This is a genomic window from Dyadobacter sp. OTU695 (genome assembly GCF_038440355.1).
Taxonomy (GTDB): domain Bacteria; phylum Bacteroidota; class Bacteroidia; order Cytophagales; family Spirosomataceae; genus Dyadobacter.
The window spans coordinates 193,447-205,779 of sequence record NZ_JASATN010000005.1; the positions used below are offsets into that span (position 1 = coordinate 193,447).

Below are 12,333 nucleotides of genomic sequence, written 5' to 3' on the forward strand. Positions count from 1 at the left end.
GAATGAAGATCCTGATCATTGAAGACGAGCCTGGCCTGGCCGAAAGCATCGGCGCCTACCTGACCGCGCAGGACTACCTGTGCGAATATGCCGGCACGTGGGCGCAAGCGCGGGAGAAAGTGGAATTGTATCTGTACGACTGCATTCTGCTCGACCTGATGCTTCCGGGAGGCGATGGCATGGATATACTCGAAACGCTCAAAAAGCGGGGGCAGCAGGACGGTGTGATCATCATCTCGGCTAAGGGCGATTACGAGCATAAAATAAAAGGCCTGCACGCAGGCGCCGATGATTACCTGGCCAAACCCTTTCATTTACCCGAACTGGCGGCCCGCATTTACTCCGTGATCCGCAGAAGGAGCTTTGGTAACCATAATAACGTCGTTCAAAACGAACTGAGGGTCGATCTGCTCAGTAAAACCGTTACCGTGCATGGTACATTGGTGGTTTTGACAAAAAAGGAGCTTGATCTTTTGCTGTTTTTTATCGGTAACAAAAACCGGGTGATCGCCAAAAGTGCATTGGCCGAGCATTTGTCGGGCGATATTGCCGATATGTTCGACAACCACGACTTCGTGTATGCGCATGTCAAAAACCTGAAAAAGAAGCTCAGCGAGGCTGGTTACGGCAATTATCTGAAAACAATTTACGGAACGGGCTACAAATGGGAAGGATGAAAAAACTGCTCGACCAGAGCCTGCGCCCGCTGGTGATTTATGCATTCACGGTGCTGGTGATCAGCATTCCCGTTTACTTCCTGATCATCGACTGGATCTGGGAAAACGAACTGGACAAGCACCATTACGCCATCCGAGAGAAACTGGAAAAGCGTCTTACCCGCCTGGACCTGCCCGACACCGCGGTAGCCAATATGATTACCGCGCTCGATAAAGTGCAGCCCGGGTTCTCGTTCAATGAGACTGCCGCACCCCGGCCCGACAGCCTTTACACCCTCATCCGGTTCGACAGTTTTATGAACGACCGGGAGCAGTTCCGCTGCCTGACGACCGACATTCGCGTCAACGGCAGGCTGTACCGCGTGCTGATTGAAACGAATATGGAAGAGATCGACGAGACGATCCTGGCCATCGCCGCGGTGACGGTTTTCTTCATTATGCTACTGCTCACGGGGTTTATCTATCTCAACCGTAAAACTGCCCTGCGCATCTGGCAGCCATTTTATGATACGCTCGCCAGCCTGCATACTTTCCGTCTTGAAACGGGCAAGACTGTGCCGTTACCTGCCTCCGATGTGACCGAGTTTACGGACCTGAATGCGAGCCTAGAAACCCTCATGCAGGGCAGCCTGGCTTCCTATCGCCAGCAAAAGGAATTTACCGAAAACGCCTCACACGAATTGCAAACGCCCCTGGCAATCGTCAAATCCAGGCTGGATATGCTTTTGCAGAGCCAATCGCTTGACGCCGAGCAAATGCGGATCGTCGAGCAGGTTTACCAGGCCATTAACCGCGTTTCACGCATCAATAAGAACCTGCTCCTGCTCGCACGCATCGAGCATTCGCAATTTGAAGAAAAAGAACGGATAGCGCTGGACGGAATGCTTGCCGCCATCGCAGCGCAGTTCAGCGATCGTTTTGAAAACAATGCATTGCATTACACCGAAAATATCACGCCGTCGGTTGTCGACGCGAATCCGGTGCTGACCGAAATCCTGCTGACCAACCTGCTTGTAAATGCCGTGCGCTACACCCCCTTGGGCGGGAAAGTGCTTGTACAGTTAGATAGCGGAATGCTTACCGTTTCCAACACCGGCGTGGCGGCATTGCAGGCCGAAAATCTTTTCAGACGGTTCGCGCAGGCTTCGGGCGACCATGCGGGCAGCGGGCTCGGGCTTGCGATCGCACGCGAGATATGCGACCGTTATGGCTGGCAGATCGGTTATGAGTTTGCTCGGGGTATGCACCATTTTTCCGTCCGTTTCTGAATTCCAAATTTCTTCCAAATCAGTAATCATTTTTGCCATCAGATCATCGAAAATATCATCTGAATGGCCTTCAAACGAATCCTGACCTTGCTATGCTACTTCTTTGCCTTCGGCCAGCTCAGGGCGCAGGTAAGTAAAGTAACGCTCTCCGGGCAGGTTACTTCCGCAGCAAGCGGACAATCGCTTCCGTTTGTCAATATCGTTCTCAAAACTGAAAAAGACAGCACTTTTGTAACAGGTACAATCACCAACGAGGCGGGACGGTTCAGTCTGCCGGACGTTAAAAGCGGTCACTACCGCATCGAATGCGTTTCGCTAGGCTACAAGGCATTGCAAAGCCACATTACCGTGGGCACATTAAGCCCCTTCCTCGACCTGGGCGAGTTCCGGATGGCCGATGATCCTCAAAATTTGCAGGAAGTGACCGTCACCGGCCAGCAGGCAGAGGGTGTCGGCGACAAGCTCGACCGGAAAACCTTCAACATTGGCCGTAATATAAGCCAGAGCGGCGGATCAGTATTGCAGGCGTTAAAAAACCTGCCGGGTGTTACCGCCGGAGAAGACGGCAAAGTGCTTCTGCGGGGAAGCGATAAAGTAGCTATCCTGGTCGACGGCCGGCAGACGGCGCTCACCGGTTTCGGAAGCCAGACGAGCCTGGACAATATCCCGGCATCAGCGATCGAGCGCATCGAGATCATCAATAACCCGTCGGCGCGTTACGACGCAAACGGCAATGCGGGGATCATCAATATTATTTATAAAAAAGAAAAACAGGAAGGCTTTAACGGAAAGATCGGAATGGCGACGGGACTGGGCGCATTATGGGTGAGGAAAGAAAACCTGCCCGGTATCCGCCCGCAATACCGCAATACACTTAAACTGAATCCTTCCATAGCGCTTAACTATAAAAAGAACAAAGCCAACGTGTTTTTTCAGGGCGACTACCTGCATACGCCTACGCTCAACAAAAACGAGTTTGTAAACCGGTACTACGACAGCGGCGATACCGTGCGCCAGCAAACTAAACGTAACCGCAGCACCAATGTGGTTACCGCCAAAACCGGCGCCGACTGGACTTTCAACGACCGCGACGCATTGTCGGTTTCCGGGCTTTTCAGCAGCGAAAAAATCCTGGACCGCGGCGACGAGCCGTTTTTCAATGCAAATCTCACCCGGCGCAACAGGCTGTGGCAGTTTCTGGAAGACGAGCTGAAAACGACCGTGACCGCCAGCGCCTCCTACCAGCATAAGTATGCCCAGCCCGGGCGCCTGCTCCATATCGGCTTCAACTACACTTTCCACCGCGAAAACGAGCAGTATTTTTTCACCAATGTCATGCCCGATTTCACTGGCAAGGACGCTTTCAAATTGCTTTCGGACGAGCATGTATTTGACTTCAATGCCGACTACATCCGCCCGCTGCGCTATGGGCGACTCGAAGGCGGGGTGAAACTGCGCAGGCGCTTCATCCCGACCAATATGCAATTCTTCCCTGGCGCGGCGGCGCCCGGCGTAGCGACGCCCGGTCTGAACTCCCCCATCGACAGCCTCGCAGGCGGCTGGGCCGATTACAAGGAGACCATTCCGGCGGTTTATGGAAATTATGTTTTCGAAAACAGAAATTTCGAGGTGGAAGCCGGCTTGCGGGTTGAGTATGTCAACCTCCGTTACGAGGTCAATCCTACCCACCCTACCTACCACAGCGACGGTTACACCTATGCGAAGCCCTTTCCGAATGCCCGTTTGGCATATAAAATCGACGACCGCAACAAGGTATCGCTGTTTTACAACCGGCGCGTCGACCGGCCCAATGAGGTAGATATCCGCATTTTTCCCAAGTATGACGACGCGGAGATCATCAAAATCGGAAATCCTGCCCTTAAACCGCAGTTTACCAGTTCTTGGGAGGCCGGCTACAAAACCAGCTGGAACAAAGGCTCGCTGTATGCCGCATTATACCGCAAGCAGACCAATGGCACCATTACCAGGATCGGCACCATCGAACCCGGGAGCACTTTGATATACAACATCTTCCAAAACGCAGGCAAAAGTTACAATGCAGGTGGCGAGCTGGTTTGGCAGCAGGACTTTGCCCCATGGTTCTCGGTGAATGTGAATGGTAATATTTATAAAAATACGGTCAACGCATTCTCGGTAGAAAACCTGTATCCTGTAAGATCCGTATACAGTGCCGCCAGGCAAACACTCACCTCGGGCAGTGCCAAAATGAGCGCCATACTGAAAGGCAAAAAGACCGAGCTGCAAGTGGTGGCCGTTTACCAGGCCCCGGATATCGTCCCGCAAGGCCGAACGGGTTACCGTTTCTCGGTAGACGCCGGCGCCAAACGCCAGCTGCCCAAAGGTGAAATTTTCATCAACGCCACGGACCTTTTCGGAACGCTGGTAATCCGGAAAACCGTCTATGGCGACGGCTTCCATTACACGAGCCGCGATTATTACGAAACCCAGCTTATACGGGCCGGATATAGCTTTAAATTTTAAACTTACAGCCATGCGCCTCCTCATCATCCTCCTCCTCGTTTCCAGCTCTTCCTTCGCAAGCCTGCTTACACCTGCAGACAGCCTGCTTGTACGCAAGCCGTTGACATTGCAGCAGTTTTACCCACCCGCATCGCTGATCATCGGCGGCCTCATGGCCAACGGGCATTCGGAAGAATCGATTAAAAACGAGCTCGCCGAAAGCCGGAACCGGCACATTCCCCGTTTCCGGACGCATATCGACGATTACCTGCAATTTTCGCCCCTGGTTGTTGCTTATGGCCTGGATGCGTTCGGCGTTCGATCGAAAACCGATGTGCTCAACCGCACGGTCATCCTCATCAAAGGCGAAGCCATGGCCCTTACCACCGCCACCATCCTGAAATCGGCTACGCACACACTGCGACCAGACGGCAGTACCTACAATTCGTTTCCGTCCGGCCACACTACCCAGGCATTCGCCGCGGCCACGTTTCTGAACGAAGAATACAAAGACCGTTACCCCTGGATGCCCTACGCTTCGTACACGGTCGCGTCGTCCGTGGGCCTGCTACGCGTGGCCAACAACCGGCATTACATCAGCGATGTGCTGGTAGGCGCCGGGATCGGGTATTTATCGATGAAAATGGCCTACTGGACGCACCGGTACAAATGGGGAAAATCCCGTGCTAAAATGCAGGTGGTTTATTGATTTTGAAGGCTCCGCCGGTCACTACCCCGACCTGCGGGCTTTTCGACTTTACTTAGCTGTGTGTTTTTGGCCAGGCATGGTTTTAATGAAATCAGACGAATATTTCATTAATAAACCATTCAAGCGTTGACAATGAGTTTGGAACCCTCGGAATCAAATAGAATGCACCGCACACTTCCTAAATCGAATACCGGCATCCGCGGTCTCGACGAAATAACCACGGGTGGATTACCCTCCGGCAGGCCAACATTGATTTGCGGCGCGGCGGGATCCGGAAAAACGTTGTTCTCGCTGGAATTTCTCGTGCACGGCGCCATGCAGTATAACGAACCCGGCGTTTTTGTAGCTTTTGAAGAAAAAGCCGAAGAGCTCGCCATTAATATGGCGTCCCTGGGGTACGACCTGAACCAGATGCAGCAGGACGGACAGATCCGGATCGATCACGTTCGTATCGAACGGAGCGAGATCGAGGAAACCGGCGAATACAACCTGGACGGCCTCTTTATTCGCCTAGGATACGCGATCGACAGCATTGGTGCCAAACGTGTCGTACTGGATACCATCGAAAGCCTTTTTTCCGGTTTGACCAACCAGGCAGTATTGCGGGCCGAGCTCCGCAGGCTGTTTGAGTGGCTCAAAGAGAAGAAAGTGACAACCATTATCACCGGCGAACAAGGTGAGGGATCGCTTACGCGCCAGGGCCTGGAAGAATATGTATCGGATTGCGTAATCCTGCTCGATCATCGAGTCGAAAACAAAATATCTACCCGCATTCTGCGAATCGTGAAATACCGGGGCTCGGTCCATGGGACGAACGAGTATCCCTTTCTGATCGATGAAGAAGGTATATCTGTCCTGCCCGTCACTTCGCTACGACTGAACCATCCTGTATCGTTGGAAAGACTATCCTCCGGTATTCCTGCATTGGATAAAATGCTCGGCGGCGGAGGTTTTTACAGAGCCAGCAGCATATTGGTTTCCGGCACGGCAGGTACGGGGAAAACCTCCATAGCGGGGAGTTTTGTCAACAAAGCGTGTAGCGATGGGCTTCGCGCGATTTATTTCGCATTCGAGGAATCACCCCATCAGATCGTCCGCAACATGCGCTCCATCAATATCGACCTGCAAAGCCATCTTGACAGCGGCATGTTGCTATTCAGCGCGGCCAGGCCTACGCTCAATGGGCTGGAAATGCATTTGCTGAACATTATGAAGCTGGTCGAAAAGTTTAAACCCCAGGTAATCGTCCTGGATCCGATCAGTAATCTCATTACAGTCGGCTCCAACAGCGAGGTCAAGAGCCTGCTTACACGCCTGATCGACTACCTGCAAGAACAGCAGATCACCGTGATGTTCACGGCGCTGGCGCTCAACGATAACAAAACCGAACAAACCGACGAAGGCGTGTCGTCGCTGGTGGATGTGTGGATCCTGGTAAGGGACATCGAATCCAATGGAGAGCGGAACCGCGGATTGTATGTGATGAAGTCACGCGGGATGAAGCATTCCAATCAGGTAAGGGAGTTTGTCATTACCGACCAAGGCCTCAAACTCGTGGAAGTGTTCCTCGGGCCCGAAGGCGTGCTGACAGGCTCGGCGAGGGTAACGCAGCAGTTAATGGAAAAAACTTCCGAAGCCATTCGCGACCATGCCGTGTCGAGAAAAGACCGCGAGATCGAGCGTAAAAGGCTGGTACTGGAATCTAAAATCGCGACCCTGAAAGAAGAATTCGAGTCGTTGCAGGAAGAACTGAATAAAAGCTATATCGAAGACGAGCTTAAAAAGAGCATTATGGATAACAATCGCAGGGAGCTCACCCGCAAGCGTGACGATTTGCATTAACACCACATTATGGAGGAAGTAAATGAAGAAGTATGGGAGCTCAGGCTGTACATCGCCGGAAAAACCGCCCGGTCGGTAGCTGCGCTCGCTAACCTTAAAAAGTACTGCGAAGAGCACCTGAAAGACAAATATGTAATCGAGGTGATCGATTTGCTGGTTCAGCCACAGCTGGCCGAAGGCGATCAGATCCTGGCCATTCCAACGCTTGTTAAAAAGGTACCCGAACCCATTCGCAAGATCATTGGAGACCTCTCCAACGAAGAAAAAGTACTCGTGGGACTCAATATTCGCCCGGCAAAATAGATAAAATGCTTCAAGGAACACACGAGAATCAGGATTGGAATGATGGCGACGAAATGAACAACCATTTCGAGTTGAACCTGTATATAGCCGGTGCTTCCTCCAATTCGATCCGGGCGATTGCGAATCTCAGGGAAATCTGTGAAAAATACCTCAAAGAAAGGTATACACTCCGGGTGATCGATGTGCATCAGGAGAAGTCGCTTGCCTCGCAGGAACAGCTCGTGGCCCTGCCGATGCTCATCAAATCAAGGCCCCACCCTGAGCGAAGGCTAATCGGCGATATGTCCGACACTCAAAAAGTTTTAAAAGGTCTTGGTATTTCCGGTGAATGATATGAGCGATCCGAAAACTTACGAGCAGCTGCTTCGGGACAACGCCGAGCTAAGCCGACGATTGGAGGAAGCCACCGACACGATCGACGCCATACGTACCGGCCAGGTCGATGCCCTGGTGGTTAACGACGCAAAGGCCGGGCATCAGCTGTACACACTCAAAACTGCCGACCACTCCTATCGCCTCTTCATCGAGAAAATGAATGAGGGGGCCGTAACATTGAACGAGGACGGCATTATTCTCTATGCCAATTCGAGGTTCGCGACGATGCTGGATTCCACTTTGTCGGACATCGTCGGAAAGGTCTTCGAATCATTTGTTTCCGACGATTGCCAGGCGGAGTTCAAAGATGCATTTGGTATGGCCTGGCATAAGGATATGCAGATTGAAGTAAAGATTTGCCGCGACAGCGATGCCGTTCCCTGCCAGCTATCCCTGACGGTCCTGGAACTGGACGAAGGGCTTTCGCTGAGTGTTATCGTCACCGACCTTACTTTTCAGAAAAAAATCCAGGGCTTGTTAAAAGAGAATAATGAGCGCCTGACCGCCGCCAACGAGGAACTGGCAGCAAGCAATCACGACTTGCAGCAATTTGCGTCGATAGCCTCCCACGACCTTCAGGAGCCTCTCAGGAAAATATTGATTTTCGCGAATATGCTCAGGGACAGGCACGCGAAAGACCTCCCGGCAGATAGCCTCAAATACCTTGATAAAATCATCTCGTCCTCGCAGAGAATGCGTTCGATGGCATCGGATATTCTGAACTATTCCAGCTTGTCGACGAATTCGCACACCTTCGACGAGGTAAGTCTGGAAGCGGTGGTTACGGAAATCCTGGACGACTACGAACTGCTCTTACAGGAACGGAACGTCGAAGTCCTGGTGGAAGCGTTGCCGGTGGTAGAAGGAAACCGGGCGCAGATCAAGCAGGTATTCCAGAACCTGATCAGCAACTCCATTAAATTTTCCAGACCGGGCCAGCCACCGGTTATCAGGATCTTCTGCACCCCGCCGGAGCCTGCCCCGCCTAAAACGGAAGAGGCGGCGATATGTCACATTGTAGTGACGGACAACGGCATCGGCTTTGAAAAAGAGCACCGGGAAAGGATATTCTCCCTATTCGAAAGGCTCAATAACAAAGATAAGTACGAAGGTTCGGGGATCGGGCTTTCTATTACCAGGAAGATCATCGAGAGACATCACGGAAGAATCTCCGCGGAAAGTACCCCGGGCGAAGGCGCCCGCTTCACAATCAGTTTGCCTGTAAAACAGCCGAACATCTTTCCCTGATTTGACAGCCGTTTGAGAAATTTTAAATAATCAGCTTCGCAAACCTTTAGATAGCTTATAGTAACACTTCGATCAAAGAGCTGGTACTTAGCAAGTTTCAACAAGGGCTAAGAAATTGACACTTAGTTTGGAATTGCTGAAATTCTTTTCTATCGTTGATGGAAAATGGCGACATTACAGACTGACTATCAACCCGGTTATGAAACATTTAGTACTTGAAAATCCCGCCCATGGGCAGGAAATCGAAGGCGAAGAGCTTGGGCTGATATTAAATGGACTGGTAGATGGCGAGGCGCAGGAACAGACGTTGGTGCTCGCAGTTGTTATTGTCACCGTCCTTGCGGGTATGTTGCTGGTTGGTACCGGTTTGTATTTAAGTATCGTTTGGGGTGTATGAGCGCCTGCATTGGAAGCTTTAATTTCATTTAACACTATATCTGCATTTTTATGATCAATTCGCTTCTATTGAAACCTTTCGGACTACAGGTATCCCGGATTAAAAAAGAAGAAAAATTTACAGACGACGAAACTTTCTTAGCCCTTTACGAGCAATGCAGGCCGTACACTATGACTTCGATTGAGCGCATGTACGCCCTGTTCAATGCGGTGAAATATGTGGTAAAAAATAACATCCCCGGCGACTTTGTGGAATGCGGCGTGTGGCGTGGAGGAAGCTCGATGATGACCGCCCTCACCCTGCTGCACCTGCGTAGCACGGACAGACAGCTGTTCCTGTACGATACTTTCGAAGGAATGTCGGAACCTACCGAGCATGATAAGACCTTTCGCGGTGAAGATGCCGATAAACTGCTGGAAAAGAACATTGACAATAAGGAGACCTCGGTGTGGTGCCTTGCCGATATCAATGATGTCAAGCAAAACATGGGCCTTACAAAATATCCCACGGCGAATATTCATTATGTAAAAGGAAAGGTAGAAGATACTATTCCCTCTACCCTGCCGGCCAATGGCATTGCGCTGCTGCGCCTGGATACGGACTGGTATGAGTCCACTGCACACGAGTTAAAGCATTTGTACCCCATCCTGGCCGTTTCCGGCGTGTTGGTCATAGACGATTACGGACATTGGGATGGCTGCAAAAAAGCAGTGGACGAGTATTTCGAAAACAGGCCACTGTTGCTGAACAGAATTGACTATACGGGGCGAATCGCCGTAAAATCCCAGCAGGGATAAGCTACTATCACATAAATAAATCCGGTCAGTGCCAAGCGTTGGACTATAGTCCCGCGAAGACTGACTGGATTTTTGCTTCCATTAAATTTGCGCTGAAACCGGCTACAATGGTTTTTCGTGCCGCTACACCTAACCGGCGCCTCAGCTCCTTGTCCTGGATTAGCTTTTCAAGCGCGGCGGTCAGCGCCTCGTTATCTCTTTCTTTAACCAACAAACCATTTACCCCATCCTGAATCGCCTGGGGGATTCCCGCGTGATAGGTTGAAATAACGGGCTTCTCCATGCTCATTGCTTCCAGAATAGAGTTCGGCAGCCCTTCCATGTCCCCTTTATCATCTGTCCGGCTGTTGAGAACATAAATATCGGCGTCCTTCATATGCTCATTGACGATTTCGTGGGACTTGGAGCCCAGCAACGATATTCTGTCGCCAAGGTGGAGCTGATCGACCAGGTTCCTGCAAATTGGCATTTCCGGGCCGTCGCCGATGATCCTGAGTTCTATGTTAGCATACCGGCCGCAAAGCGCTCCAAATGCCGTAATTAAATCGGGAACACCTTTTTTGGCCACCAGGCGGCCTACATGCTGTATAACTATCTGCTCACGCGCCGGCCTTTCGACCGGGACAAACTTTTGCTCTTCGGTGCCGTAGGGAATCAGATGTACCTTGCTGCTGAACCGGTTGAGGTTGAGCGTATCGATGAAATGCGGGCTCACGATGATGACCGCCTTCGCATATTCGATTACTTCCTGAATTTTATCCGCATAATCTTTATTGTCCAGCATCGCCGGGGCGGCGTCGATTCCGTGAAAACTGACGACCATCGGAATACCCAGCTTTTTGGCGACGGGCAGCATCTCAATCCCTGAGGGCCCGAAATGCGCGTGGATCACATCGATCCTGTTTTTTTGCAGCAGCGCCGACACCCGCGAACGATTTTGAAAACTCAGCTGGTAGCCTCGTCCCATCACCATGCGAAATACCTTCGTGATCAGCTTGTCGGGCAACCCCTGGTACGGGGCCAGGAGCTCTTTTTTGACATCGATAGGAAACTTATCTTCATTTTCATAGCGATAGGTCAGCATCGTTACGTCATGATACCTGGACAATCCCACTACCTGACGATGTACAAATGTTTCACTAAGCGGGAAAAATGATTGATTAAATACCAGAATGTTCATATTCTAAAAAACTTCGGCAAAGCGCCGGTTTGAATAGTGTGCAAATACAATATGCCAAAAAGGCTTCCAGACAAGTTACTAATAATGAGCGGCTAACAAAAAAACTTCCGGTCCCCACTGCCGATCCGTTAACTCACCGGGGATTACCGGCAAACGTAAAACGGTCAAATATACAATGGCCGATCTGCAATTCGCCCAAAAAGAGTTATAAATTGCAGCCTCAGGGGCTAACCACCGGATAATGCGGACATTTAGCAGCTGGTCCATTTTACGACAAACACTATATTTCATTTAAACATGACAGAAAGAGAACCAGGAGTCGAGCGCTTGTATCCATCGATATTCGGAAGAATGGCAACCCGGTACTATTACCTTCGCCAGCTTCGTCAGGCTATTGAGGATGTTATCCAGAATTTTGTGGCGCGCGATTCGAGAAATTTAACATTGGCAGATTATGGTTGTGGAAACCGGCCCTATGAGTCATTGGTGGCACCCTACGTTCACAAGTACATTGGCATTGACCTACCGGGGAACAAGGTTGCCGATATTTTCATCTCGCCCGAGGGACGGATCGAACTCCCGGACGAAAGCCTCGACGTCGTGTTATCGACCCAGGCGCTCGAACACGTCGTTAATCCGACAGAATACCTGAAAGAAGCACTGAGGGTGCTCAAAACCGATGGACAGCTCATCCTCAGCACCCATGGCTACTGGATGTTCCACCCCGACCCGACAGATTTCTGGCGCTGGACCTCCACCGGCCTGAAAAAGGTGGTAACCGACGCAGGCTTCGAAGTCGTACATTTCAGGGGAATTATAGGCCGTTCCGCTATGGGCCTTCAACTTTTTCAGGACGGTTTTACATTTGCCCTTCCGCCGTTCTTACGACCCGTTCTGGCCCTCATTTTTCAGCCCCTCATTTACCTGTTTGACCAGATTCCCTCTCAGGGCGGTAAAGACAAAGATGCCTGTACTTATATTCTTGTAGCGAAAAAGAACGCTCAGAAAGTGTAGCAGTTTATTTCTCGGTCCGGGGCGGGCATGTAATAAAATTTA

At 51.1% G+C, this 12,333-nt stretch carries 12 protein-coding genes; 11 read left to right on the forward strand and 1 reads right to left on the reverse strand.

Annotated elements, in window-relative coordinates; translation table 11 throughout:
- Positions 1-2 precede the first annotated feature (2 nt).
- The 10 genes from AAHB90_RS12420 to AAHB90_RS12465 all read left to right on the forward strand — a co-directional run bounded on the left by AAHB90_RS12420 (position 3) and on the right by AAHB90_RS12465 (position 10,097).
- Positions 3-677 carry a response regulator transcription factor gene (locus AAHB90_RS12420; protein WP_342085446.1) on the forward strand — a complete coding sequence of 225 codons (675 nt, stop codon included), beginning with the start codon at positions 3-5 and terminating at the stop codon, positions 675-677.
- Positions 674-1,945 (forward strand): sensor histidine kinase, encoded by a 1,272-nt coding sequence (locus AAHB90_RS12425; protein ID WP_342085448.1) that lies wholly within the window; start codon positions 674-676, stop codon positions 1,943-1,945. Before AAHB90_RS12420 ends, AAHB90_RS12425 begins: the two co-directional genes overlap by 4 nt.
- A gap of 63 nt (positions 1,946-2,008) precedes the next feature.
- Positions 2,009-4,447, forward strand: a complete 2,439-nt coding sequence (locus AAHB90_RS12430) for an outer membrane beta-barrel family protein (protein WP_342085450.1) — start codon at positions 2,009-2,011, stop codon at positions 4,445-4,447.
- 10 nt (positions 4,448-4,457) lie between these two features.
- On the forward strand, positions 4,458-5,135 hold the full coding sequence (locus tag AAHB90_RS12435; RefSeq protein WP_342085451.1) for a phosphatase PAP2 family protein: 678 nt from the start codon (positions 4,458-4,460) through the stop codon (positions 5,133-5,135).
- Positions 5,136-5,297: 162 nt separating this feature from the next.
- Positions 5,298-6,977: a circadian clock protein KaiC gene (gene kaiC, locus AAHB90_RS12440; protein WP_342085453.1), complete on the forward strand. Its 1,680-nt coding sequence runs from the start codon at positions 5,298-5,300 to the stop codon at positions 6,975-6,977.
- A gap of 9 nt (positions 6,978-6,986) precedes the next feature.
- A complete protein-coding gene (locus tag AAHB90_RS12445; protein ID WP_342085454.1) occupies positions 6,987-7,280 on the forward strand; it encodes a circadian clock KaiB family protein in 294 nt (97 codons plus the stop codon).
- A 5-nt stretch (positions 7,281-7,285) separates the two neighbouring features.
- The gene (locus tag AAHB90_RS12450; protein ID WP_342085455.1) at positions 7,286-7,612 is read left to right on the forward strand and encodes a circadian clock KaiB family protein; all 327 of its coding nucleotides are present in this window, start codon (positions 7,286-7,288) and stop codon (positions 7,610-7,612) included.
- Position 7,613: 1 nt separating this feature from the next.
- On the forward strand, positions 7,614-8,903 hold the full coding sequence (locus AAHB90_RS12455; protein ID WP_342085456.1) for a sensor histidine kinase: 1,290 nt from the start codon (positions 7,614-7,616) through the stop codon (positions 8,901-8,903).
- A gap of 199 nt (positions 8,904-9,102) precedes the next feature.
- Positions 9,103-9,300 (forward strand): hypothetical protein, encoded by a 198-nt coding sequence (locus AAHB90_RS12460; protein WP_342085457.1) that lies wholly within the window; start codon positions 9,103-9,105, stop codon positions 9,298-9,300.
- Between the two features lie 50 nt (positions 9,301-9,350).
- Positions 9,351-10,097 carry a TylF/MycF/NovP-related O-methyltransferase gene (locus tag AAHB90_RS12465; protein ID WP_342085459.1) on the forward strand — a complete coding sequence of 249 codons (747 nt, stop codon included), beginning with the start codon at positions 9,351-9,353 and terminating at the stop codon, positions 10,095-10,097.
- A gap of 43 nt (positions 10,098-10,140) precedes the next feature.
- Here AAHB90_RS12465 and AAHB90_RS12470 read toward each other — a convergent pair whose 3' ends face one another.
- Complete coding sequence (locus AAHB90_RS12470) at positions 10,141-11,277, reverse strand: glycosyltransferase (protein WP_342085460.1); 1,137 nt, start codon at positions 11,275-11,277, stop codon at positions 10,141-10,143.
- 297 nt (positions 11,278-11,574) lie between these two features.
- Here AAHB90_RS12470 and AAHB90_RS12475 point away from each other — a divergent pair, with 297 nt between their 5' ends.
- Positions 11,575-12,291, forward strand: coding sequence for a class I SAM-dependent methyltransferase (locus tag AAHB90_RS12475; RefSeq protein ID WP_342085461.1), 717 nt, complete (start codon positions 11,575-11,577; stop codon positions 12,289-12,291).
- The last annotated feature ends 42 nt before the right edge of the window (positions 12,292-12,333 follow it).